Genomic DNA, 25202 nt, shown 5'->3' on the forward strand with positions numbered 1-25202 from the left:
CGACGGCCGCACCCTCGCCGCGGCCGGTTCCGACGGCACGGTGGTGCTGTGGGACCCGGCGGCCCGCCGCCCGCGCACCGTCCTGCGCGGCCACCGCGGAGCCGTGTTCGCGGTGGCGTTCGCGCCGGACGGCCGCACCCTCGCCTCCGCGGGCGCCGACCGCACCCTCCGTCTCTGGGACGTCCCCGCCCGCCGCCCGCTCGCCGTCCTCACCGGCCACACCGACTACGTCAACGGCGTCGCCTTCAGCCCCGACGGGCGGACGCTGGCCGGCGCCGGCGACGACCTGACGGTGCGGCTGTGGGACGCCCGCACCCACCGCCCGCTGGCCACCCTCACCGGCCACACCGGGGCGGTGCGGGCCGTCGCCTTCGGGCCCGACGGCCGCACCCTGGCCAGCTCGGGCAACGACGGCACCGTACGGCTGTGGGACATGGCCCGCCGCCGGCTCCTCGGCTCGCTGACGGGCCACACCGGCTCGGTGCGCGGCCTGGCGTTCTCACCGGACGGCCGGCTGCTCGCCAGCAGCGGCAACGACCGTACGGTACGGCTGTGGGACGTGCCCGGACGGCGGCTGTGGGCCACCCTCTCCGGGCACACCAACGCGGTGTGGGGCGTGGCCTTCGCCCCCGACGGACGGACGGTGGCGAGCAGCAGCAACGACGGCACGGTACGGCTGTGGAACCTGGACACCGGCACCCGGCTGGCGGAGATCTGCCGCCTGTACCGGGAGACGGACCCGGCGACGCGCCGCGCCCTGCTCCCCGGCGAACCCGCCCCCGGCGCGTCCGTGTGCCCACGGCACTGAGCAACCCCCCTGCCCCCACGGGGTTTCCCGGGTGTTTCCCGTTGCCCGTCGCAGGAGGCCCGCGCGGCCTCCTCGACCCGCCCACCGCACCCGGGAAGGCTGGACACCGCACCACCTCTCACGACCGACCACGGAAACGGGGGTCCCGGTATGCTCCGGCGCACCGGCGCCATCGGCGCACTCATCGCCCTGCTGACAGCTCTCTTCCTCACCCCGTCCGCGTTCACCGCCGACCGGCCCGCCCGGCCGGCGAAGGCGGCGGACGACGGCTGCCGCGTCCTCGCCCCGGGCGCGACGGCCGCGGCCGAACGGGCCGTCGACACCGCCTGCGCCCAGGTCGCCGCCGGTGTCTGGTACACCTGGGGCGGAGGCCACGGCGCGCAGCCCGGCCCCACCTACGGCAAGGTCGACCCGACCGACCCGGCCAGCGAACACGACCCCGAACGCCTCGGCTTCGACTGCTCGGGCCTCGTCCGCTACGCCTACGCCCGGGCCACCGGCGCGGACATCCTCGACGGCGACGCGAGCGCCCAGTACTACACCCACCGCACCGCCGCCCGCTTCACCGCGGCCGAGGGCCTCGCCCCCTTGCGCCCCGGGGACCTGCTCGCCTACGGCACCTCCGCCGATCTGCACCACATCGCCCTCTACCTCGGCGCCGGCAAGATGGTGGAGGCCCGGCAGTCCGGCACGAAGCTGATGGTCAGTGACGTCCGCCTGGGCGGCAGCTACTTCGGCGCGGTCCGCGTCAATACCGGCGCCGTCGAGGGTCCGGTCTTCCGCACCTGGGGCACCGGTGTGTGGACCAAGGCCCAGCCCTCCGTACGGGCCGCCCGCGTCTACGCCTTCCCCGGACCCACCACCGTCCGCGTCGCCTGCCAGAAGCACGCCGAGAGCGTCACCGCCGAGGGCTACACCAACGACGCCTGGTCCTACCTCCCCGACTACCGCGCCTGGGTCACCAACATCTACATCCAGGGCCCGGCCTGGCTGGACGGCGTACCGGCCTGCACCACCTGAGCCGGGCCGGCGTCAGGAACGCGTGAGGACGACGAGCCGACGGGTCGCCCGGGTCATCGCGACATAGCGGTCCACCGCGCCCTGGACACCGTCGCCGAACTCCTCGGGAGCGACGAGGACGACCAGGTCGAACTCCAGGCCCTTCGCCAGCTCCGGGGTCAGCGAGCGGACGCGGGAGGCCGACCGGAAGGCGGGGTCGCCGATGACGCAGGCGATCCCGTCGGCGTGCGCGGCGAGCCAGCCGTCGAGGACCGGGCGCAGGTCCGAGACGCGGCCGTGGACGACGGGGACGCCGGTGCTGCGGACGGACACCGGCACGTTGGCGTCCGGGAGCACCGCCCGGATGACCGGCTCGGCCTCCGTCATGATCTCCCGCGGCGTACGGTAGTTGACGCGCAGCGAGGCCGACGTGATCCGGTCGAACCCGACCCGCTCCAGCCGCTCCCGCCACGACTCCGTGAAGCCGTGCCGGGCCTGGGCGCGGTCGCCGACGATGGTGAAGCTCCGGGACGGGCACCGCAGCAGCAGCATCTGCCACTCGGCGTCGGTCAGTTCCTGCGCCTCGTCCACGACGATGTGCGCGAACGGCCCGGCGAGCCGGTCCGGGTCGGCGGCGGGCAGCTCGGACTCGTCCAGCAGGCTGACCTCGGCGTCCTCGCCGCGCAGCATCCGCACCAGACCTTCGCCGTCGTCACCGTCGGCGCCGGAGTCGGCCGCGGCCTCGATCAGGTTGTCGACGACCTGCGCCATGCGCTCGCGCTGGGCGGCGACGACGGCCTCGCGCCGACGCGTGCGCCGGGCCGCCTCCGGGTCGCCGAGCCGCTGCCGCGCCGCGTCCAGGAGCGGCAGGTCGGACACCGTCCAGGCCTGGGCGTCCGCGCGCTGCAGCCTTCGTACGTCGTCGCGGCCGAGCCAGGGAGCGCACAGCCGCAGGTAGGCGGGCACCGACCACAGGTCGCCGACCAGGTCGGCCGCCTCCAGCAGCGGCCAGGTGCGGTCGAACGCCGTGCGCAGTTCCCGGTTCTGCCGCAGCGCCCTGCGCACCAGCTCGGGCGGGGCCTCGCCGTCGGCGTCGCCGTCCTGCTTGTCCACCAGGATCGTGAGCAGTTCCTCCCACACCTGGTCGCGTGCCTCGTTGTGCGCGGCGCCGGGCTCCGCCGCCTCGAACGCCGCGGCCCAGTCGTCGGGGCCCAGCCGGACGTCGGACCAGGGCGTGCTGACCGTCATCCCCTCGGCGGGCGGCTCCTCGTAGAACCGGACGGCCCGCTCGATCGCCTTCACCATGTCCGCCGACGACTTCAGGCGGGCCACCTCCGGGTCGGTCTCGGCCGCCGCACCGGCGCCCTCGGCCACGAGGTCCCGCAGGGTGCAGGTCTGCACCCCCTCCTCGCCGAGGCTGGGCAGGACGTCGGAGACGTAGGCCAGGTACGGCCGGTGCGGGCCGACGAACAGCACACCGCCGCGGCGGTGGCCCACCCGGGGATCGGAGTGCAGGAGATAGGCGGAGCGGTGCAGGGCGACGACCGTCTTGCCGGTCCCCGGGCCGCCGTCGACCACGAGGGCGCCGCGGGATCCCGCCCGGATGACGGCGTCCTGGTCGGCCTGGATGGTGCCGAGCACGTCCCGCATGCGGGCGGAGCGGTTGCCGCCGAGGCTCGCGATGAAGGCGGACTGGTCGTCCAGGGCGGCGTGGCCGACCAGCCCGTCCGCGGTGAACACCTCGTCCCAGTAGTCGCTGATCCGGCCGTGGGTCCAGCGGTACCTGCGGCGGCTCGCCAGCCCCATCGGGCGGGCGTGGGTGGCTCCGAAGAACGGCTCGGCGGCGGGGGAGCGCCAGTCCACCAGCAGCCGCCGGCCGGCGCTGTCGGTGAGGCCGAGCCGTCCGACGTACACGGGCTCGGGGCTGTCCGCGCCGACCATGCGCCCGAGGCACAGGTCCAGGCCGAAGCGGCGCAGGGTGCGCAGGCGGGCGGTGAGCCGGTGGATCTCCGCGTCCCGGTCCATCGCCTGCCGGCCCGTGCCGCCGGGTGCCCTGCGCTCGGCGTCGAGGCGTTCGGTCAGTTCGGCGACGGACTGCTCCAGGCACTTCGCGACGGCCGCGAAGTGCCGCTCGTCGTCGGCGATCAGCGCCGGGTCGGCCTTCGGGGCGAGGCGCTCGGGCAGGTCGAACACGCTGCTGGTCAGAGGCTGTTGCATGTCAGGGGCTCCGTGGTGAGGCCGCTTGCGGCGGTGGGTGCGGCGAGGCGTCCGGGGCGGGGGTTGACGAACCCGGTGGCGGGGTGCGGAGCGACGCCGGCCGTCCTGCGTGCCCCGGCCGTCGCCGGTCGGGCTCAGCGGTGTGCGTCGAGCAGCAGACGCGCGGCCACCGACGCTCCGTCGGTGCGGACCCGGCCGGCCAGGGCGGTCGCTCGTGCGCGGGTCCCGGGGGTGAGGGCCGCGCCGAGCCCGGCCGACAGGGACGCGACGGAAGGCGTGGGACCGTCGTGTGCCGCGCCGATGCCCAGCTCGGCCACCCGGCGCGCCCAGTACGGCTGGTCCGCCGCCTGGGGGACCACCACCTGGGGCGCACCGGCCCGGGCGGCGGTCGTGGTGGTGCCGGCGCCGCCGTGGTGCACGACGGCGGCCACCCGGCGGAACAGGGCCTGGTGGTTGACCTCGCCGACGACGAAGCAGTCGTCCCGGTCGTCGACCGGGGACAGGCCGGCCCAGCCGCGGGCCAGCACGGTGCGCCGGCCCTGCGCGCGGACCGCCGCCACGGCGACCCGGGCGACGTCCGTCGCGGTGTGCAGGGGCATGCTGCCGAAGCCGACGTACACCGGTGGGGCGCCGGCGTCCAGGAACGCCGTCAGGTCGGCGGGCAGCGGGCGTGCGTCGGGCAGGATCCACGCGCCGGTCTGGACGACGTCGAGGCCCGGTCTGTCGTACAAGGGGTCCAGGACGGGGTCCGTCGCCACCCACGGCCGGTCGCCGACGACGTAGTCACGGACGCCCGCCACCGGGGGCAGGCCCAGCGCCGCCCGGTGGGTGTCGAGCGCCTCGCCGAACAGCGCGTCGGTGTGCCGGGCGTCCAGCTCCCACAGCTCGTGGTGGTCGGTCACCTCCGGCGGCAGCGGCCGGCCCGGGTAGGCGAGCGGCGGGTGGTGCGGGGAGGGCAGGGTGAGCTGCTGGAAGGTCACGGACACGGCGGGGATGCCGAGCCGCTCGGCCACCGACAGCGCGCCGGCCGCCGCGGGCAGCGCGCCGGTCGCCACCAGTACGTCGCAGCCCTCGGCCGCCCCGGTGACCGTGCCCAGCTGGCCCGCCATCAGCTCGGCCGCGCGCCGGGGCAGGGACGAGGACGGCGGCGCCGACCTCGTCAGCGCGCGCGCCGACGGGCCGACCGCCACCAGCGGCGCCCCGACAGCGGCCAGCCGCCGCGCGAAGTCCTCGTCCGGCGGCGCGCACACCCGCACCTCCGCGCCGAGTTCCCGCAACCGCGCCGCGAGTCCGGCCAGCGGTTCGACGTCCCCGCGCGAACCATACGTCGACAAAAGCGCACGCACTGAATGAATCTCCTATTTCGGCAACTTCCTGACCTCGGCCGGCAATTCTGCGGTACGGCGGGGGCCTTGCCGCAAGCCCCCCGGTGCGCTATAAGTTGCGAGTGGCAAGGAGTGGGTGACCTCCTTGCCTTTTGTTTTTGCCGTCGTGCGTCAGTCCTCCGCGACGCCGTGGGCGCGGCGCACCGCCCGGCGTGCGGCGGCGGCCAGCGCGGTGGCGTCGCTCTCGGTGCCGGCCCAGGCGACATGGCCGTCGGGGCGGATCAGCGCGGCACGGACGCCGGCCCAGGCCGGCCGGGGCAGGTCCGGGGCGCCGGTGTGCACGGCGACGCCCGGCGCGGGTGGTCCGGCGAGGGAACCGCCGGTGAGGTCCAGCAGGAGAAGGCGGTCCGCGCGCAGCAGCGCGAACAGCCCCTCGGCGCCCTCGACGGGGAGGTCCGGGGCGCGGGTGCCGGTGAGCGGGTGGGCGCTCGGGTCCGCCGGGGGGTAGCCGACGGCGAGCCCGGAGACCCGTTCGGCCAGGGTGGCGTTGAGGGCCGGCAGGGTGGCGAGCAGCGTGCTGAGCTGTGCGCGCAGCGCGCGTCCCTCCGGTGAGAAGGCCGTCATCAGGGCGGTCTGGGCGCGACTGCTCTCCAGCAGGTCGGTGCCGACCGGGTGGCGTTCGCGGTGGTAGGTGTCCAGCAGTGCCCCGGCGCCCCGGCCGCCGATGACCGCCGCGAGCTTCCAGCCGAGGTTGTGCGCGTCCTGGATGCCGACGTTCATCCCGACTCCGCCCGTGGGGAAGTGCTGGTGGGCGGCGTCTCCGGCGAGCAGGACGCGTCCGCGGCGGTAACGCTCGGCCTGCCGGGTGGCGTTGCCGAAGCGGGACAGCCACACCGGGCTGTGCAGGCCGAAGTCCTGGCCCGCGACGGCCCGCACCTTGGCCCGCAGCTCGTCCAGGGAGAGCGCGCCCGGCCAGGTGGTGGTCACGTCGTCCGGGGTGATGCCGACCAGCCGGAAGCGCCCCCCGGGCAGCGGGGCGACCATCAGGCCGCCGGCCGGACCGAAGGCGCTGAAGCCGGGCGGCGGCGGGCTGTCGAGCGTCACGTCCGCGAGGAACCCCACGACACCGGCGGCCGTACCGGGGAAGCCGATGCCGGCCGCCGCGCGGACGGTGCTGCGGGCTCCGTCGCAGCCGACGGCGTACGCGGCCCGGAGGTCGTACGGCCCGTCGGGGCCCTCGACCCGCACCGTCACCCCCTGAGGGTCCTCGGCCAGCCCCGTGACGCGATGGCCGCGCAGGATCCGGGCGCCGAGCGCGAGCGCGCGCTCCTCGAACAGCTCCTCCGTCCTGGCCTGGGGCAGTGCCAGCGTGTACGGGAACGGGGTGTCCAGGGCGCGGAAGTCGAGCCGGGTGCCGAGCATCCCGAAATGGCCGCTCGGCAGGGGTGTCCCGGCCCTGAGGAAGGGCCTGTGCGCCCTCCGCGAGGCGAGGATCTCAAGGGTGCGCGGATGGACGGTGAGCGCCTTGGACCGCGGGTCGCGCTCCTCGCGCATCTCCACGACGGTGACGGCGACCCCGCCCAGCCGCAGTTCGGCCGCGAGCCAGAGCCCGACCGGGCCTCCTCCGGCGACGACGACGTGCTGCTCCACACCAGCCTCCTTCTTGGTCACTGACCAATAGTGATGGGCGCAGTAAACTAGGTCAGTGACCAAGAAGCAAGCGAACGCAGAGCGCGGCCCCCGGCTCGACACCGCGACGGTGGTCCGCACGGCCCTGGAACTCCTGGACGAGAACGGGCTCGACGCCCTGTCCACCCGCGCCGTCGCCGACCGGCTCGGAGTCCGGATGAACACCGTGCTCTGGCACGTGAAGACCAAGGCACGGCTCCTGGAACTGATGGCGGACGCCGTCGCCGGCGAGGTCCCGCTCGACGGCCTGCCCGACGCGTGGGACGCACGGGCGCGGGAGATCGTCCGCCGCTACCGCCGCGCCCTGCTCGCACACCGTGACGGCGCCGCCCTGGTGGCCGGGACCTACCCCGCCGAGCCGCACACCCTGCGCCTCGCCGAAGCGCTCGTCGGCACACTCCTCGACGGCGGCAGGACCGAACGCGAGGCCGCCTGGACCACCTGGACGCTGGTCTACCTCACGCTCGGACTGACCCAGGAGGAGCAGGCCGCCGCCGGCCGGCCCCTGGCGGACCGACTCGCGCAGGCGGTCTCGGCGACCACGCACCCCGCCCTGCACCGCACCCTCGGACACCTGGCGGCCGAGTCCTTCGCCGAACGCTTCGAGTTCGGCCTCGACGCCGTCCTCGGCTGACCGGCGTGCGGGAAGGCGGCGTGCCGGCAGGAGGCGGACGGTACGAGGGCGTGCGCGGGTGAGGTGCCGGACCGTCGGGGGTGGGCGATTCTGGAGGGGTGTGGGGTGTCCCGGATGCCCGGCTGCCGGCGGCCTACGCCGCCACCGGCCGTCGTGCGGTGCGCGTGACGCTGGTCGCGGCGGCCGGCTTCTACCCCTTCCGCTACGGCTTCGACCGCCCCGTGGCGGCGACGTACGCGCTGTTCACCGTGGTGGCCCTGGGCGGACTGTCCAGGATTCCCGGCACCGGCCGGCAACGCGCGGCGTTCATGGCGCGCCTGCTGCCGGTGTGCTGGGCGCTGGTGGCCGTCGGCACCTGTCTGTCGGTGCGGACGTGGAGCGCCGTGCTCGGCATGCTGGTGGTCGGCTTCACGCTGGCCTTCTCCGCCGTGGGCGGGCCGCGTCCGGCCGGTGCGGCGCCGGGCCTGCACCTGCTCTACATCCTGCCGTCCTTCCCGCCGTACGACCCCGGTTCGCTCGGTGACCGGCTGCTCGGGACGACCACGGGCGTGGCCCTCTTCGTCGCGGCCGAGGCGCTGCTCTTCCCCGAGCCCGCCCCGCTGTCGTACCGGGAGCGGGCCGCCCGCGCGGCGCTGATCGCCGAGCGGTGCGCGGCGCGGCTCGCCGCAGCCCCCGGTGCCCTGGCCGGCCCGGACCTCCGGGCGGCCCAGGGGGCGAGCCAGGCACTGCGGTCGCTCAGCGTGCCGGAGGCGGAGCGCCCGGCGGGCCCCGGGGTGCGCGAGCGCGCCCTCACCCACACCGGCCTGGCCCTGCGCACCCTGCTCGGCAGACTCGCGCAGCTGCCCTCCGGACGCGGGGACGGCACGGCAGCCGACGTGACGGCCGTCCTGCGGGCGGTGGCGGGCCTGGCCGCGGCCACCGCGGCCTGTCTGCGGGCGGGGACGTCGCCCGCGCCCCGGCAGGAGGAGCTGATCGCGGCCCGCGCACGCCTGTCCGCCGTGTCCGAGGGCCCTCCTGCCGTCGATGCCGGTGCCGGTGCTGATGCCGGGGTGCGTCTGCCGCCCGCCGTCCTGCGCTGCCACGCCGCCGTGCTGGAGGTCGCCGACGCGGCGCTGGCGACGGGCGCGGCGGCCGATCTGGCGGTGCGCGGCCGGCACCCCTCGGTGCGGCTGCCGCCCGGCCGCTTCTGGTACGCCACGATCCGGGCGCCGATGCTGTGGTGGCACCGGGCGCTCGGCCACGCCGGCCGCCGGTCGGTGTTCTTCCAGAACGCGGTGCGCATGGCCCTGGCCCTGACGGCCGTCCGGTTCGTGGCCGGGGTGGACACACTGCCGCACGGGTTCTGGGCGATGCTGGCGACGCTCACCCTCACCCGGACCACCTTGGGCGAGACCTGGAGCACCATCCGCCTGGCCCTCGCGGGCACCCTGGCCGGGGCCCTGGTCAGCGCCGGCGTACTGATCCTGGTGGGGGCCGACACCGCCGTGTACGCCGTCCTCCTGCCGGTGTGGATGCTGTGCGCCTTCACGGTGGGCCCGGTCCGGGGCGTCGGGTGGGCGCAGGGACTGTTCACCGTGCTCGTCGCGCTGGTCTTCGCACAGCTGGCGCAGCCCACGTGGCGGCTGGCGGAGGTCAGGATGCTGGACGTGCTGGTCGGCAGCGCGATCGGCGCCGTCTTCGGGGTACTGGCCTGGCCCCGGGGCGCCCATGACGAGCTGCGCCGTGCGGCGGCGGAACTGCTGCGCCGGGCCGCGGAGATCGTGGTGGCCACCAGTGCCTCGGTGGCGGGCGGGACGACACCGGCCGCGCCGCCGGGGGTGCCCGGCCATCGGTCGCTGCAACGGGCCGTCGTCCTCGCGGAGTCCGCGTACGCGCAGGTGCAGAGCGAACCGGCGCCCCTCGGGGGCAAGGGGCGCGGAGCGGAGCCGCGCGCGGTGGACTGGCAGGCGACGCTGATCGCCGGTCATCACACGCTGTGGGGCTCGGCGCGGTTGCTGGAGCCGCCGCTCACCGCGCTGAGCCCGGCGGCGGCCGAGTCGGCCCGCCTGCTGGGGGAGCGGGTGGCGGGGCGGATGCTGCTGGTCTCGGCGGCGCTGGACCCCGGGGACGACACCCCGGCCACGACGGGGCCTCTGATCGACCCGGACCTCGCCGGCTCCACCGCCGAGCCGCCCGGCGCCCCACGGCGCTACTACGCGACCGTGGCCTGGCTGAACTCCCTGATGACCGACCTGACCCGGATCGCGCACGGCACCGTGCCGCACACGCCGGACGAGAACGCCCCGACGCAGCAGGCGGAGCCGGCGGCGGGCCGCCGGGCACCCGGCACGGCCACGTCCCCGTGACGGGCGGCCACGCCGGGCGTGACCGCCGGCCGCCCCGGATCACGCCGTCTCAGGGGCTCCGCGGGACGGTCAGGGAACGGTGCACACGACGACGGCCCGCAGCGTCTGCTGCGTGGTGCCGATGTTCTTGCCGAGGACCGTCCACCCGTTCCCGGCCGGGTAGGAGTCGGTGACGTAGATGTCGAACGCGCTGGTCCTGCTGCCGCCTCCGGTGGGCACCTGGCCGGCCGGGCAGCTCACGCCCGCGATGTTCTGTCCGCCCGGCGGGACGGTGACGGGGGTGCCCTCGTACTGCCCGTGCGCGGCCCGCAGCGAGACCTTCGGTTTGGCGGCCGTGTCGGTGCCGCTGTCGTGGGCGGCGGCACCGGCCGTGGCCGTGCCGGCCGTGAGGACCGCGACGGTGATCAGGGTGAGAACTCGGGTGCGTGTCATCTGAGCCTCCGGGTGTGGGGAAGACACCCCTCACGCTACGGAACGGAAACACGCGTGCGCAGAGCGTGACACGGCGCGCGGGGCAGGCGCGCGAAGCCCGACGGTGTCGCTGTCCCGCTCGGCAACGCCCTTGACAGGCAGGCACGTTGAGCCGTCCGTTGCGGGCAGGGGCGAGCACACGTGATCCGCCGACGGCCGTACACTCATGGCGTGGGATTCATGAGCACTCTGTACTACTGCTTCCTGTGAATCGGAAGAGCATGAGGGCGATGCCGGACGGCGTCGCCCTCCCCGGTGTGCCCGCCGCGTGAACCCCGCTTCCGGCGCTGCCCGTTCGTACCCGAGGCAGCGGCGTCCCGAGACGGCGACTTTCCGAACGCGCGTGCGGGCACGGTCTCGTCCCCCTCCCGTCCTCGCCAGGAGTGCCTCGTGCCCGTCTCGCTTCCCCCCGCCCTCGAACTCTCCCTCGACCTGCTGCGCTGCCCGACCTGCCGCACCCGACGCCTGCACCCCGGCCGCGGTGCCCTGCGCTGCCCGGCCGGCCACACCTTCGACATCGCCCGCCACGGTTACGCCGGCCTGCTGACGGGCACGCGTGCCACCAGCGGCGACGACCCGGCCATGGTCCAGGCCCGGGACCGGTTCCTGGCCGCCGGCCCGTACGCGCCCCTCCGCACAGCCGTTGCCCGCCTGGCGGCCGACGCGGCGCCCGAGCAGGCCACGGTCGTGGACGCCGGATGCGGCACGGGCTACTACCTGGCCGGTGTGCTCGACCGGTTGCCCGGCGCACGAGGGCTGGGCCTGGACACGTCGGTGCGCGCGCTGCGTTCGGCGGCCCGGGCCCACGACCGGGCCGCCGCGGCGGCCTGGGACGTCTTCCGTCCCTTCCCGCTGGCCGACGCGGTCGCCGATGTCGTGCTGGACGTGTTCGCCCCGCGCAACCCGGCCGAGTTCCACCGGGTGCTCCGGCCGGCCGGCCGCTTGATCGTCGTGCGTCCCACCGGGCGGCACCTCGCCGAGCTGCGCAGGCGGTTGCCGGCGATGGTCACGGTCGACCCGGTCAAGGAACAACGCCTGCACCGGGCTCTGGACCCCTTCTTCGAGGCCGCCGTCACCGAACGGATCGAGTACCGCTCACCCCTGGCCGGCCGCCAGGCCCTGGACCTGCTGGCGATGACGCCGAGCGCACACCACGTCAGCCGCGCGGACCTCGCCGATGACGTCCCTCTGCCCGACGGGGTCACCGTCTCGGTCCTGGCCACCGCGTACCGACGCCGGCACCGGTGAGCCGACGGCGTGCCGGGGCCGGTGTCGGGTGCCTGTCGGCGGGGGCCGGTGTCTGTCGGTGGGCTGTCGGTGCGCTGTCGACGGCTGCCGGGACATTGGAACCGGTCGGCGCCGGCCATCGACGGCACCGGCCCCCGCATCACACCGTTCCGAAGGAAGGAACCCCCATGTCCACCGGCGTCACGATCATCGGTGCCGGGCTCGGCGGCCTCACGCTCGCCCGCGTCCTGCACGTCCATGGCATACCGGCCACCGTCCACGAGGCGGAACCCTCCCCGGCCGCGCGCCCGCAGGGCGGAATGCTCGACATCCACGACTACAACGGACAACTCGCCCTGGAGGCAGCAGGCTTGACGGACGAGTTCCGAGGACTCGTCCTGGAGGGCCGGCAGGCACTGCGGATCCTCGGCCCGGACGGAACCGTCCTCCTCGACAAGGCCGACGACGGCACCGGGGGCCGGCCCGAGGTGCAGCGCGGCGAGCTGCGGCAGCTGCTGCTCGACTCGCTCCCGGCCGGCACCGTCCGGTGGGGGCACAAGGTGAGCGGCGCCCGCACCCTCGGCGACGGCCGCCACGAGGTGACGTTCGCCGACGGCGGCACCGTCGTCACCGGCCTGCTGGTCGGCGCGGACGGCGCGTGGTCGCGGGTCCGGCCGCTGCTCTCCACGGCCACGCCCGAGTACACGGGGAAGTCCGTCGTCGAGACCTACCTCTTCGACGCCGGCATCCGCCACCCGGCCGCCGCGAAGGCGGTCGGCGGCGGGTCGATGATCGTGCACACGCCGGGCAGGGAGATCTTCGCCCACCGGGAGAAGGACGACACTCTGCACGCCTACGTGGGGCTGTCCGAACCACAGGAGTGGTTCACCGCCGTCGACTTCACCGACGCCGCCGCGGCGACGGCGCGGATCGCCGAGGAATTCGACGGCTGGGCACCGGAACTCACCGCGCTGATCACCGACACCGACACCCCACCCGTCCTGCGCCCCCTCTACGCCCTGCCGGCCGAGCACCGCTGGGACCGGGTCCCGGGGGTGACCCTGCTCGGCGACGCCGCCCACCTCTCGGCCCCGAACGGCGAAGGCGCCAACCTCGCCATGCTCGACGGCGCCGAACTCGGCAAGGCCCTCGCCGCGCACCCCGACGACACCGAAGCCGCACTCACGGCCTACGAGCAGGCCATGTTCCCCCGCAGCACCGAGGCCGCCACCTTCGCGGGCGCCGAGGCCCAGGGGACCGACACCGACCACGACCCGATCCGCGACCTGATCACCGCGCTCACCCGGCAGGACGAGCCCCGGTAAGGCATCCGCCGAGACGGCGGCCGACGGCGCCCGCCGCCCGGACGTTCCCCGCCTTCGCAACCGCCGGATCAGGTGACCACTAGGCTGCGACGATGGACCGAGTACCCGCCGTGCCCGAAAGTCCCGCCCCGTCCGCTGATCCGGCCCGGGTGAACGACTACGACCGTTTCGCCGAGGCGTACTCGGCGGACACCGAGAACAACCTCGTGAACGCGTACTACGCGCGGCCCGCGATGCTGGCCCTGGCCGGAGACGTGACCGGCCGTCGGATCCTGGACGCCGGCTGCGGCTCCGGCCCCCTGTCCGCCGCACTGCGCGACCGCGGTGCCGTCGTCACCGGCGTCGACGCGAGCGCGGGGATGCTCGCGCTGGCCAGGCGGCGGCTGGGGGACGACGCGGACCTGCACCTGGCCGACCTGAACGACCGTCTGCCGTTCGCCGACGGCGCGTTCGACGACGTGGTCGCGTCGCTGGTCCTGCACTACCTGGAGGACTGGGGGCCGGCGCTGGCCGAGCTGCGGCGCGTGCTCAGGCCCGGCGGCCGGCTGATCGCGTCGGTGGACCACCCCTTCGTGGCCTACGCGTTGCAGGAGCCTCGGCCCGACTACTTCGCCACCACCAGCTATGCCTTCGACTGGACGTTCGACGGGCAGTCCGTCCCGATGAAGTTCTGGCGCAGGCCGCTGCACGCGATGACCGACGCCTTCACCACCGCCGGCTTCCGCCTGTCCGCCCTCAGCGAGCCGCAGCCCGACCCGGCCGCCCGTGACCTGTTCCCCGAGGAATTCCACGACCTCTCCACCAGAACCTGCTTCCTGTTCTTCGTTGTCGAAGTACCGCCGCAGGAAAACCGGTTGACGTGACCGGAGACACCGCCAGGAACACGCGGACCTGTCCCGGAGGGGAATCAGATCCCTCGGCCGCCTGTTGTCCGACGACATGAGCGAAGCAGTGATAGCGCGTGCCTACGGCGGTCCCGAAGTGCTGTCGGTGATCGATGTCGCCGTACCGGAACCCGGGCCCGGCGAGGCGCGTATCGAGGTGCGTGCCGTCGGCGTCAACCCGTTCGACCACAAGGTGTACAGCGGCCTCTTCGGCACCGACCCGGCGAACCTCCCGCTGCGGCTCGGTGTCGAGGCGGCCGGTGTGGTGACCGCGGTCGGCGCCGGCGCGATCGGCCCCGCCGGCCCGGTCGAGGTCGGCGACGAGGTGATCGCCTACCGGGCGCCCGGCGCGTACGCCGCCGAACTCGTCCTCCCCGCCTCGCTGTTGGTGCCCAAGCCCGCCGGCCTCTCCTGGGCGCAGGCCGGCGGGCTGATGGCCGCCGGCGCCACCGCGGTGCACGTCCTCGAAGCGATCGGCCTGCGCGGGAACGACACGGTGCTGCTCCACGGCGCCGCCGGCGGAGTCGGCCTGATGGCCGTGCAACTGGCCGTCGAACAGGGCGCCACGGTGCTGGGGACGGCGAGCCCGGCCAAGCACGACGTGCTGCGTGACCTGGGGGCCGTCCCGATCGCGTACGGGCCGGGCCTGGCCGACCGGGTCCGCGCGGCAGCGCCGGAGGGCGTCCACGCGGCAGCCGACCTGGTCGGCACCGACGAGGCGGTGGACGTCTCCCTGGAACTCGTGGCGGACCGGAAGCGCATCGCCACCATCGCCGCGTTCGAGCGCGGGGCCGGGGCCGGGATCAAGCTCCTGGGGAGCGGCCCCGGGGCAGACCCGGGCGCGGCGGTCCGCGCCGCCGCGCGACTGCGGCTCACCGAAGCCGTGGAAGCCGGACGGCTGCGCGTCCTCGTCGCCGGCAGCCACCCGCTGCGCGAAGCCGCCGCCGCCCACCGGCAGATCATGACCGGCCACACCACAGGGAAGATCGTTCTCATCCCGTAGCCCGGTCAGAAAACCCGCCGACACGCGTCCGCCCGGCCGCCCCCCCCGCGCCGAGGTCTGCACCCGCGCGGCTCGCGCGGCCGGGCCGGACCGCCCCGTCCGTCACGCCGGACGCATCAGCTCCACTTCCTGCTCCGCCCCCCTCGACCCACCGTGCGCATCCCGGAACCGGGGACGCCACCGGGCTTCCGGCCGTAGCCTGCCCTGAGCGCGCCTCTCATCCGTGAACCACCTTGTCTGTCAAAGGGGATGCACATGAGTACGTACGACTACGTCATCGTCGGCGCCGGAGCCGCGGGCTGCGTTCTGGCGGCCCGGCTGTCGGAGGACCCCGACGTGCGGGTGGCGCTGATCGAGGCGGGCGGCCCCGACTCCGCCCAGGAGATCCACGTTCCGGCCGCCTTCCCCCAGCTGTTCAAGTCCGACCTGGACTGGGACCTCGACTCCGACCCGGAGCCGGGGCTCGGCGGCCGGCGGACCTATCTGCCGCGGGGCAGGATGTTCGGCGGGTCCAGTTCGATGAACGCGATGATCTACATCCGGGGCAGCCGCGCCGACTACGACGGCTGGGCCGCGGCCGGGGCCACCGGCTGGTCGTATGCCGAGGTGCTGCCGTACTTCAAGCGCTCCGAGGACAACGAGCGCGGCGAGGACGCGTTCCACGGCGTCGGCGGGCCGCTGACCGTCAGCGACGGCAGATCCGATCACCCGCTCGCCACGGCCTTCGTCCAGGCCGCCGTCGAGGCGGGGCACAAGGCCAACGACGACTTCAACGGCGAGACCCAGTTCGGCGTCGGCCGCTACCAGCTCACCCAGCGCGGCGGCATGCGGTGCAGCACCGCCGTCGCCTTTCTGCACCCCGCTCTGGAGCGGCCCAACCTCACCGTGCTCTCCTCGGCCCGCGCCCACCGCGTGGTGATCGAGGGCGGCCGGGCGGCGGGCGTGGAGGTCGAGCGCGGCGGCACCGTCGACACCGTCCGCGCCGAGCGCGAGGTGATCCTGTCCGCGGGCGCCTACGAGAGCCCGAAGCTGCTGATGCTGTCCGGCATCGGCCCGGCCGCCGACCTGTCCGCCTTCGGCATCGACGTCGTACGCGATCTGCCGGTCGGCCAGGGCCTGCAGGACCACTACATGACGCTGCTCAACTTCCGCACCGCCGCCGAGTCGCTGATCAGCGCGGCGACCCCGGAGAACGCCGCGCTGCTCCAGGACGAGGGACGCGGCCCGCTGACCTCCAACATCGGCGAGGCGGGCGGCTTCTTCCGCAGCCGGGACGGACTGGACGCCCCCGACCTCCAGTTCCACGCCGCTCCCTCGCTCTTCCACCAGGAAGGGCTCGGCGCCGCCACCGAGCACGGCTTCGCCTTCGGCCCCTGCGTGCTCGCCCCGACCAGCCGCGGCGCGGTGACCCTGCGCTCCCCGCGCCCCGACGTCGCACCCCGGATCGTCCACAACTACCTGACGACGGCCGAGGATCAGGACGCGATCGTCGCCGGCATCCGGATCGCCCTGGACATCGCCGCGCAGCGGGCGGTGACCGACCTCGCGACGGGCCTGTACGGCGACACACCCGCGGCCTCCGCCTCCGACGCGGACCTGCTGGCCTGGGCGCGGCGGTCCGGGCAGACGCTGTACCACCCGACGTCGACCTGCGCCATCGGGTCGGTGGTCGACCCCGAACTGCGCGTGTACGACGTGCCGGGCCTCCGGGTCGCCGACGCCTCCGTCTTCCCGACGGTCACCCGCGGCAACACCAACGCGCCCACCATCATGGCCGCCGAGAAGGCCGCCGACCTGATCCGGGGAGCCGTGCGATGACCGACTCCCTGCTGGCCACCGAGCGCGCCTCGGCGATCGACCGGGCCGTCGACGACCTGGTCCGGGGCGAGGCCGCCTGGGCCGCCTGCGGCCTGGCGAGGCGGCGGGAACTCCTGGAGCGGGTCGGGGCGGCGACCGCCGCGCAGGCGGAGGCGTGGGTGCGCGCGGCCGTCGCCTACAAGCGGCTGCCCGACGGCAGCCCGCTCGTCGGCGAGGAGTGGATCAGCGGCCCCTATCCGGTGCTGACCTCCACGGGCGCCCTCGCCGCGAGCATCAAGGCCCTGGAGGAGGGCCGCAGTCCCGTCGACGGATTCTCCGTCCGCCGGGCGCCCGGCGGACGCGTCGCGGTCCGCGTCCTGCCGCACAGTGTCTGGGACCAGCTGCTGCTGAGCGGCTTCAGCGCCGAGGTGTGGATGCCACCCGGCGTCACGGAGGAGACGGTGCGCCACCGCGCGGGCCTCGGCCAGCGCCGTCCGGCCGAGACCGGAGGCGTGGGCGTCGTCCTCGGCGCGGGGAACATCACCTCGATCCCGGTCCTGGACGTGCTCTACGAGCTGTACGCGCACAACCGGGTGGTGGCCCTGAAACTCAACCCGGTCACCGACGGCCTCTTCGACGTCTTCACCCGCGTCCTGGCCCCGCTGATCGACCTCGGCGTGGTCCGGATCCTGACCGGCGGCGCCGACGTCGGCACCTACCTCGTGCACCACCCCAAGGTCGGCCACGTCCACATGACCGGCAGCGCCGCGACCCACGACGCGATCGTCTTCGGCACGGGCCCGGAGGGTGCCGCCCGCAAGAAGGCCGGCACCCCCCTGCTGGACAAGCCGGTCACCAGCGAACTCGGCGGAGTGTCGCCGACGATCGTCGTACCGGGGGAGTGGTCCGAGGCGGACCTGCGTTTCCAGGCCGAGCACATCGCCACCCAGCGGCTGCACAACGGCGGCTACAACTGCGTGGCGAGCCAGGTGGTCCTGGTCGCCTCCGGCTGGTCGCAGAAGGACCGCTTCCTCGCCCACCTGCGCGCGGCCCTGTCCGACGCCCCGCAGCGCCCCGCCTACTACCCGGGCAGCGACGACCGAGTGGCGGGGGCCGTCGCCTCGTACGGCGACGCGGAACGCGTCGGCGGAGGCCGCGTGCTGATCGGGAACCTCGACCCGGCGCAGCCGGGCCCGGCCCTGACCACCGAGTACTTCGCCCCGGTCCTCGCCGTCATGGAACTGCCGGGCGACACACGGCAGTTCCTCGCCGCGGCGGTGAACACGGCGAACGAGAAGCTCGCCGGCACCCTCGGCGTGAACCTCCTCGCCCACCCGCGCACCATCGCCGCGCTCGGCCCCGCCCTCGGCGCGGCGATCGCCGAACTGCGCTACGGCACCGTCGCCCTGAACGCCTGGACCGGAGTGGGCTACCTCACGGCGACCGCCCCCTGGGGTGCCTTCCCGGGCCACACCCTCGACGACGTGCAGAGCGGTATCGGGGTCGTGCACAACGCGGTCCTCCTGGACGGGCCGGAACGCACCGTCGTACGCGGCCCGTTCCGCCCGGCGCCCCGGTCGATCCTGCACGGGGAGGCGGCCCTGTCGCCCAAGCCGCCGTGGTTCGTCACCCACCGCACCGCGGCGACCACCGGCCGTCTCCTCACCGACTTCGCCGCCGCACCCCGCTGGTCCGCGCTGCCGAGGCTCTTCGCCTCCGCACTGCGCGGCTGACCAGGCCGCTCCCCGACGGCGGACAGCCCGTCACCCCGTGGGTCGGCGGGCTGTCCGTGCCGGGGGGAGCCGGCGGCGAGCGAGGCGGACCCCCGGCGTCCCGTCGGCCCGTGCGGTCATGTGCCGGGAGTCCGGGACAGCAGTTTCCTGACCAGCACGGCCTGGGCTTCGATCGTCGTGTGCTCGAACAGGTCGGGCACCGGGATCACGATGCCGAACTCCTGCTGCAGGCGCAGGCCGAGGCGCATGAGGCCGAGGGAGTAGCCGCCCATCGTGAAGAAACTGATGTTGGCCGGCGGATCCGGGGTGCGCAGGAAGGCCGACCAGATGCCGGCGATCCTCTCCTCGTCGGGACCCCTCGGCGCTCTGGGCGGGGGGCCTGCCTCGGGGGCGGTGTCTTCGGCCGTCATGACGATCCTCCTCGGAAGGCCGCGGGGGTGAGCGCCGGCGATCGTGGTCACTGGCGGGCTGCCGGTACGTGGACGGGCAGCTCGTCGAGCGGTACCGCGCCGCCGGTGGCGGCGAGGGTCAGGACTGTGGTGAAGGAGCCGGCGAGGAGGCTCAGGGTGTCCGGGCGGAAGGCGCCGGGCTGCCCGGCGAGGTAGCCGCGCAGGCCCTGACCGGGGGTCTCGGTGAGTTCCGTCAGCAGATCCATCTCGCCCGCCGCGGGCGGCGGTTCGAGCACCTCGACGGTGGCACCGCCGGGGAGCCGCTGCGGGGCCGCCAGGGGCACGCGCAGGGCGAACATGGCGGGCCCCAGGCGGGTGTTCTGCCGGTCGCGACGCCATGCCGCGCCGCGCACCATCCGCTCGTAGGGCAGGTCCTGATGGTCGTAGGCCTCCAGGCAGGTCAGGCGTACCCGGCGGAGCAGTTCCAGCAGGGTGGGGTTGCCGGACGCGTCCACGCGAATGGGCAGCGTGTTCACGAAGAAGCCGACGGTCCTGGTGAGTTCCTCCCGGGAGCGGCCGGCCACCGGAATCGTGAGGACGAAGTCCTGCTGGCCGGCGAAGCGGGCCAGGGTGGCGGCGTACGCGGTGAGCAGCAGCATGAACAGGCTGGCACCGTGCCGGCGGGCGGTCTCGGTGAGCGCGACGGTGGTGGCCGGGCCGAGCGTCACGGCTGCCGCCGGCGCGCTCCCGGAGCCGGGCGGGACGGCATCGGTCGGCAGCCGCAGCGGGGACGCGCCGTCCAGTTGCCGGCACCAGTAGGCGAGGTCCTCGCGGGCCTGTGCGGAGGACAGCCACTCACGGTGCCAGACCGCGAAGTCGGCGTACTGCAAAGGCGGTTCGGGCAGGCCGGGGGAGCGGCCGGCGGCCAGCCGGAGGTACAGCTCGGTGAGTTCCGACGTCATCAGGCGCATCGACCAGCCGTCGCTGACGATGTGGTGCACGGCCAGGCCGAGTACGTGGTCCTCCGGCCCGACCCGGGCGAGGGACGCCCGCAGCAGGGGCCCCCGCGACAAGTCGAACGGGCGGGCGGCGAACTCCTGGAAGTCCTCCCGGACCCGCTCGGTGCCCGCGCCGGCGCCGAGGTCGTACGCGGTGAGGCCGACCGGCTCCGCCTGCTGGATCACCTGGCTCAGCTCGCCCGACGGGTCCATCCGGAACACGGTCCGCAACGCTTCGTGCCGCTCGACCAGCAGGTCCAGGGAGCGCCGCAGGGCGTCGGGATCGACGTGGCCGCGGATGCGGACCATGCCGGCGATGACGTACGGCGAGGCGTCCCGGAGCATGTGATGGATCAGCCACATCCACTCCTGGCCGGGCGAGGCAGGCAGGACGTACAGATCTCGGGGCATCCGGTTCCTCTGCACTGGGGTACGACGGCGTACGGGGGCACGACGGAACTCCTCCCCATTGTGATCGGCGGGCCGCGCCCTCCCAGTCGGGAACCTCCCTGACAGACGGACGGCGATCGGTGTTCTCCCGACTCGTCGCCCCGCCTGTCCCGGGCGGATCATGGCGCCGATCGGATCGTGTCCGCCGCCCCTTCGTGACGAGCAGAGGCCCGCATGCCAGAGCGCCCCTCCCTCACCCCCAGCGGCCCGTCGGAGCGGTGGGGCGCCGGGACCGCGGGGCAGCCCGCGCCGCCGCCCGCCCTTCCCGTCGTGGCGGCCCGGCGCACGGGCCCGGAGCCGCCCGCGTGGTGCCGTGCGTCCCGCCCGACCTCCGCGGGGGTGTGGGACGGGCTGGTCGAGGCCGCCCGGTCGTACGGCGTCACGGCCGGCGAGGCGATCGTGGCCGCCTTCGCCGAAGTGCTCCGCACCTGGAGCACCACGGACCGCTTCGGCTTCACCCACGTGTCCGCAGGCGCCCGGGGGGTCACGGCCGCACAGCGGGAGAGGGACGCCGACGGCCGTACATTGGCCCGGCGGGCCCAGAGGTTGGAAGGGGCCGGTGTGCCCCCGTCGTCGTCCCCCGTCGTGCTCGCCACGGCGCTGCACCGGTCAGCGCCCGGCGGGGCCCGCCGCGCGCCGGTGGCGGAGCCTTCGCCGCGGGACGACGGCCTGCTGGGCGTGGACGTCACCCGGGACGAGCGCGGTGCGGTGGAGGCGGTGTGGCGGTGGCCGGACGAGCGCTGGCCCCCCGGCGCCGTCGAGGCGATGGCGGACGCGTTCCGGTCGCTGCTGGAGCGGCTGGCCGCGAACGGCCCCGAATGGACGGCCGGGCACCTGCGGCTCGTCCCGGAGGAGCAACTCGCCCGGCGGGCCCGGACCAACGCCACGAAGACGCCGGTGCCCGGCGGGCTGCTGCACACCCCCGTCATCGAGCAGGCCCGGCTGCGTCCGCACGCCCCCGCGGTGATCACCGCGGGCCGCACGCTCAGCTACGGTGAGCTGTACGGCCGTACGAACCAGGTGGGGCGGCGCCTGCGGGAACTGGGCGCCCGGCCCGGCCGGCTCGTGGCCGTGGTCATGGACAAGGGCTGGGAACAGATCGTCGCCCTGCACGGCGTCCTCGCCTCCGGCGCCGCCTACGTGCCGATCGACCCGGCGGTGCCGGCCGAGCGGCTGCGCCGGCTGCTCCGGCAGGCCCGGGCCGGCCTGGTGCTGACCCACAGCCGGATCGACGCCCGGGCCGCCTGGCCGGACGGCGTCCGACGGCTGTGCGTCGACACCGACTTCGAGGAGGTCGACGACGGCCCGCTGGAGCCGGTGCAGCGGCAGACCGATCTCGCCTACGTCATCTTCACCTCCGGCTCGACCGGCACGCCCAAGGGCGTCATGGTCGACCACCGGGGTGCGCTCAACGCCCTGCACGACGTGAACCGGCGCCTGGGCATGGGCCCCGCCGACCGGTGCCTGGCCCTGTCGGGCATCTCGTTCGACCTGTCGGTGTACGACACGTTCGGAGTGACCGCGGCGGGCGGGGCGGTGGTGGTCCCGGACCCGTCGCCGTATCCCGACCCCGGTCACTGGGCGCGGCTGATGGACGCGGCGGACGTGACGTTCGTGCTGGCCGTGGCCGCGCTGCTGGAGATGCTCGCCGCGCACCTGGAGAGCGGCGGCGAGCGGGACCGGATCGGGCGGCTGCGTACGGTGATCCAGGCCGGCGACGTGCTGCCCGTCACGCTTCCCGACCGGCTGCGTGCCCTGAACCCGCGGGTGCGGGTGTACAACGGGGGCGGCCCGGCCGAGAGCTGCGTGCTGTCGGTGATGCACGCCGTCGGCCGGGTCGATCCCGCCGCCACGAGCATCCCGCTCGGCCGGCCCATGGCCAACCAGCGCTACCACGTCCTGGACGAACGGCTCCAGCCGTGCCCCGACTGGGTGCCGGGGGAGATCCACATCGCCTCCGAGGTGGGCCTGGCCCAGGGGTACTGGCGGGACGAGGAGCGGACCGCCGCGCACTTCCGTGCCGTGCCCGGCCTCGGCGAACGCGTCTACGCCTCCGGGGACATGGCCCGGTACCTGCCGAACGGAGACCTGGAGATCCTGGGGCGCAAGGACTTCCAGGTGAAGATCCAGGGGGTGCGCATCGAACTCGGCGAGATCGAGGCGGCGTTGGCCGAACACCCCGCCGTGGCCTCGGCCGTGGTCGTCGCCGACCGCACCGTGCCCGACCTTCCCCTGCTGCGGGCCTTCGTCGTGGCCGCGGGGGAGGGGCGGCCGGTGGTGCCGGACGAGCTGCGCCTCTTCCTCGCCCGGAAGCTGCCCTCGGCGATGCTGCCCGCCGACATCACCCGGCTGGAGCGGATGCCGCTGAACGCCAACGGCAAGATCGACCGGCTCGCCCTCACCGGCGGCCCGGGCCGGTGAGCGCGTCCGGGTCCGCGAGCAGCGACGACAGCAGGGCCAGGTAGCTGTCGAGGAGGCCCTGCGCGGTCGCCGGGTCGAACAGGTCCGCGTCGTAGACCAGGTCGACGCGTGCGGTGTCGCCCTGGTCGACGGCGGCCAGCGTGAGGTCCCGTTTGGCCCGTGCGCCGCGGTGGCCCGTGGGCGCCTGGAGCGGCGTCATGCGCAGGCCGGCGAACTCCACGGGGCGTCCCGCGCCCTCCCGTTCGAAGATCAGCATCGTCTGCAGCAGCGGGTGCCGGTGCTCCGCCCGCCCGTCGGTGACCGCCTCCACCACCTTCGCGAAGGGCACGTCCCGGTCGTCGTACGCCTCCAGGCACCGGGCGCGGACCTGCCCGAGCAGGGTGCGGAAGCCGGGCGTGTCCGACAGGTCGCAGCGCACGGCGACGGTGTTGAAGAAGCAGCCGAGCATGTCCTCCAGGTCCGGGTGGCCGCGGCCGGCCTCCGGCAGCGAGACGGTGATGTCGTGCTGCCCGGACACCTGCCGCAGGAGCGTCTGGAAGACGGCCAGCAGGACCATCACCTCCGTGGCCCGCTCCTGGCGGGCGAGTGCGCGCAGGCGGTGCCACAGGTCCGGGCCGATGCCCGCGCCGACGGCTCCGCCCCGGCCCGTCGGCCGCGGCGGCCTGGGCCGGTCGGCCGGCAGGCTGAGCTCGGCCGGCATGCCGGACAGCCGGCGCACGCACCGCCGCAGGCGCTCCGCGGCGGCGCCGTCGCCCTGCCCGGCCCGCTGCCACACCGCGTAGTCGGCGTACTGGAGGCGGGGTGCGGCGGCGGCCGGCAGGCCGTGCAGACGGCGGTCGTAGGCCTCGACGAACTGGGCGAGGAGCAGCCCGGTGGACTGCTCGTCGGTCAGGATGTGGTGCAGCACGAGACTCAGCACGTGCACGTCGTCCGCCGTCCGCAGCAGCACGGCCCGGAACAGCGGCCCCTCGGCCAGGTCGTAGGGACGGGCCGCCTCCTCGGCGAGGCGGGCCGCGACCTCGGCCTCGGCGTCCTCGGCGTCCCGGAGGTCGGCGTGCTCCACCTCCGCCCCGGGAGCGTCGTGGACCAGCTGGTACGGGACCCCGCCGGACTCGCCGAAGGTGGTCCGCAGGATCTCGTGCCGGGCGATAAGGTCCCGGAACGCCGCCCGCAGCACATCGACCCGCAGGTCGCCCTCCAGCCGTACCTTCAGCGGGACGGAGTACGCGGCGCCGCTGGGATCGGCCCGGTGCCGGTGCCACATGTGCTCCTGCGACCAGGACAGGGGCAGCGGGCCGGCCCCGGTGGTCCGCGGCGGGATGCGAGCGGGGCGTCCCCTCGCCGCGGTGGGTGCCCGGTCGGCGAGCCGCCGTTCCAACTCGGCCCGCTGCGCCGGCGAGAGCCCCGCCAGCCGCTGGGCGAGTGCCGTCCGGCGAGGCGTGTCCGCTGTCATCGCGACCTCCGAAGTCCGCTCACGCACGTGTGCCGAAGGGGTGGGCCGCCACGGGTCAGCCGATCGTCCGGGACCTGGCCGAGGCCCGGCCGGGGCGGGTCCTGCGCAGGTCGCGCACGATGTTGACACGCTTGAGCCAGCGGTCCGTGCCGTTGTAGCGGGGGTGGAACGGCCGCCGGCCGTGGACGGCGTTGCGGTTGTCGATGAAGGCGATGTCCCCCGGGGCCAGCGGCAGGTCGCGCAGGTTCGCGTCCAGGTGGGCGATCAGCCAGTCGAGGGCCCGGGCCGCCTCCGCGTCGCCGGGGGCCACCGAGGTGAAGTCCCGGTCCACGCGCACCACGGACGCCTCCGGCGGGCCGCTGATCAGGGCGACGGGCGGCGGGGTGCGCCGGGCCAGCGTCACATCGGTCAGCGCGTCGGCCACGTCCGCCGGGCCCGCCCCGGCCGAGGGAACCCCGTCGTGCGCGTTGTCCGGGACCACGAAGAACCGCCGCCGGCGCAGCACGTCGACGACCCCCTCGGGCGCCGCCCCCAGATCGGGCACGGCCAGCGTCGTCGGGGTCAGATCGGCGTTGCGCAGGCACAACAGCCCCACCCAGTCGGCCCGGTACGGGGAGAAGGCGTCCTCCGTGTGCCAGCTCAGCTCGCTGTGACTGCTGGCACTGATCAGGCTGTGCTCCATCCCCTCGGTCGGGACGACGTCACCGACCATCCGCCCCTCCTGCTGGGTCCGCCAGGTGATCGCGTCCCCCAGCAGGGCGCTGAAGAGCATGAGCAGGAACGCGTACGGCAGGCTCGACGGGGTGTCCGCCGCCTGCCACCCGGCCGGGGTCGGCCCCAGGGCCTCGGAGTCCACCTGGGCGCCGGAGATCACCGTGGCCGCCCGGTCGCTGTCCGGGCCGGCCGCGTGCAGGGCGAGCCGCGCCCGCCGGGGCAGGCCGTGGGCCAGCACGCCGACCTCCGCGAGGAAACGGGGATCGTCCACCCGGCCGTACTCCTTGAGGCACTGGTGCGCCAGGCCGAGGGCCTGTTCG

At 74.9% G+C, this 25202-nt stretch carries 19 protein-coding genes; 11 read left to right on the forward strand and 8 right to left on the reverse strand.

All coding sequences use genetic code 11. The features are described 5' to 3' along the window. Both CCN44_RS20450 and CCN44_RS20455 read left to right on the forward strand, forming a co-directional pair. The coding region (locus CCN44_RS20450) for a WD40 repeat domain-containing protein (protein ID WP_143649879.1) at window positions 1-808 on the forward strand (808 nt) is incomplete at its 5' end. Between the two features lie 150 nt (window positions 809-958). Continuing rightward, window positions 959-1828, forward strand: a complete 870-nt coding sequence (locus CCN44_RS20455; protein ID WP_059256025.1) for an NlpC/P60 family protein — start codon at window positions 959-961, stop codon at window positions 1826-1828. A gap of 12 nt (window positions 1829-1840) precedes the next feature. Here CCN44_RS20455 and helR read toward each other — a convergent pair whose 3' ends face one another. The 3 genes from helR to CCN44_RS20470 all read right to left on the reverse strand — a co-directional run bounded on the left by helR (window position 1841) and on the right by CCN44_RS20470 (window position 7020). Further along, the gene (helR, locus tag CCN44_RS20460) at window positions 1841-4024 is read right to left on the reverse strand and encodes an RNA polymerase recycling motor ATPase HelR (RefSeq protein WP_086698501.1); all 2184 of its coding nucleotides are present in this window, start codon (window positions 4022-4024) and stop codon (window positions 1841-1843) included. A 134-nt stretch (window positions 4025-4158) separates the two neighbouring features. Next, entirely contained in the window at window positions 4159-5370 is a 1212-nt protein-coding gene (locus CCN44_RS20465; protein ID WP_086698502.1) for a glycosyltransferase, read from the reverse strand. A 150-nt stretch (window positions 5371-5520) separates the two neighbouring features. Beyond that, window positions 5521-7020 (reverse strand): FAD-dependent monooxygenase, encoded by a 1500-nt coding sequence (locus tag CCN44_RS20470; protein WP_237481369.1) that lies wholly within the window; start codon window positions 7018-7020, stop codon window positions 5521-5523. A 34-nt stretch (window positions 7021-7054) separates the two neighbouring features. Here CCN44_RS20470 and CCN44_RS20475 point away from each other — a divergent pair, with 34 nt between their 5' ends. Next, entirely contained in the window at window positions 7055-7672 is a 618-nt protein-coding gene (locus CCN44_RS20475; protein WP_059256030.1) for a TetR/AcrR family transcriptional regulator C-terminal domain-containing protein, read from the forward strand. A gap of 80 nt (window positions 7673-7752) precedes the next feature. Then, window positions 7753-10017, forward strand: coding sequence for an FUSC family protein (locus CCN44_RS20480; protein ID WP_237481367.1), 2265 nt, complete (start codon window positions 7753-7755; stop codon window positions 10015-10017). Between the two features lie 69 nt (window positions 10018-10086). Here the strand turns inward: CCN44_RS20480 and CCN44_RS20485 are convergent, their stop codons facing one another. Then, window positions 10087-10449: a hypothetical protein gene (locus CCN44_RS20485; RefSeq protein WP_086698504.1), complete on the reverse strand. Its 363-nt coding sequence runs from the start codon at window positions 10447-10449 to the stop codon at window positions 10087-10089. 429 nt (window positions 10450-10878) lie between these two features. Between CCN44_RS20485 and CCN44_RS20490 the strand changes: the two genes are divergently transcribed. The 6 genes from CCN44_RS20490 to CCN44_RS20515 all read left to right on the forward strand — a co-directional run bounded on the left by CCN44_RS20490 (window position 10879) and on the right by CCN44_RS20515 (window position 18457). Next, entirely contained in the window at window positions 10879-11736 is an 858-nt protein-coding gene (locus CCN44_RS20490; RefSeq protein ID WP_086698505.1) for a putative RNA methyltransferase, read from the forward strand. Between the two features lie 167 nt (window positions 11737-11903). Continuing rightward, window positions 11904-13040: an FAD-dependent oxidoreductase gene (locus CCN44_RS20495; protein WP_059256035.1), complete on the forward strand. Its 1137-nt coding sequence runs from the start codon at window positions 11904-11906 to the stop codon at window positions 13038-13040. 92 nt (window positions 13041-13132) lie between these two features. After that, entirely contained in the window at window positions 13133-13903 is a 771-nt protein-coding gene (locus CCN44_RS20500) for a class I SAM-dependent methyltransferase (RefSeq protein ID WP_086698506.1), read from the forward strand. Between the two features lie 76 nt (window positions 13904-13979). Continuing rightward, the gene (locus CCN44_RS20505; protein ID WP_272935264.1) at window positions 13980-14927 is read left to right on the forward strand and encodes a quinone oxidoreductase family protein; all 948 of its coding nucleotides are present in this window, start codon (window positions 13980-13982) and stop codon (window positions 14925-14927) included. A 255-nt stretch (window positions 14928-15182) separates the two neighbouring features. After that, on the forward strand, window positions 15183-16745 hold the full coding sequence (locus CCN44_RS20510; RefSeq protein ID WP_059256041.1) for a GMC family oxidoreductase: 1563 nt from the start codon (window positions 15183-15185) through the stop codon (window positions 16743-16745). Further along, window positions 16742-18457, forward strand: a complete 1716-nt coding sequence (locus CCN44_RS20515; RefSeq protein ID WP_086698507.1) for an aldehyde dehydrogenase family protein — start codon at window positions 16742-16744, stop codon at window positions 18455-18457. The genes CCN44_RS20510 and CCN44_RS20515 overlap by 4 nt, the downstream gene beginning before the upstream one ends. Before the next feature lie 116 nt (window positions 18458-18573). Here the strand turns inward: CCN44_RS20515 and CCN44_RS44495 are convergent, their stop codons facing one another. Together CCN44_RS44495 and CCN44_RS20525 are read right to left on the reverse strand one after the other, a co-directional pair. Further along, complete coding sequence (locus tag CCN44_RS44495; protein ID WP_059256045.1) at window positions 18574-18867, reverse strand: phosphopantetheine-binding protein; 294 nt, start codon at window positions 18865-18867, stop codon at window positions 18574-18576. Between the two features lie 47 nt (window positions 18868-18914). Next, window positions 18915-20255: a condensation domain-containing protein gene (locus CCN44_RS20525; protein ID WP_158103127.1), complete on the reverse strand. Its 1341-nt coding sequence runs from the start codon at window positions 20253-20255 to the stop codon at window positions 18915-18917. 213 nt (window positions 20256-20468) lie between these two features. Here CCN44_RS20525 and CCN44_RS20530 point away from each other — a divergent pair, with 213 nt between their 5' ends. Then, complete coding sequence (locus tag CCN44_RS20530) at window positions 20469-22715, forward strand: amino acid adenylation domain-containing protein (protein WP_086698509.1); 2247 nt, start codon at window positions 20469-20471, stop codon at window positions 22713-22715. Here the strand turns inward: CCN44_RS20530 and CCN44_RS20535 are convergent. Further along, window positions 22693-24168, reverse strand: coding sequence for a condensation domain-containing protein (locus tag CCN44_RS20535; protein ID WP_086698510.1), 1476 nt, complete (start codon window positions 24166-24168; stop codon window positions 22693-22695). The genes CCN44_RS20530 and CCN44_RS20535 overlap by 23 nt on opposite strands. A gap of 55 nt (window positions 24169-24223) precedes the next feature. Then, window positions 24224-25202 (reverse strand): guanitoxin biosynthesis L-enduracididine beta-hydroxylase GntD (gene gntD, locus CCN44_RS20540; RefSeq protein ID WP_086698511.1); only part of this gene is annotated, 979 nt, incomplete at its 5' end.

Origin of the sequence: Streptomyces tricolor, assembly GCF_002155905.1 — a bacterium.
GTDB lineage: Bacteria > Actinomycetota > Actinomycetes > Streptomycetales > Streptomycetaceae > Streptomyces > Streptomyces tricolor.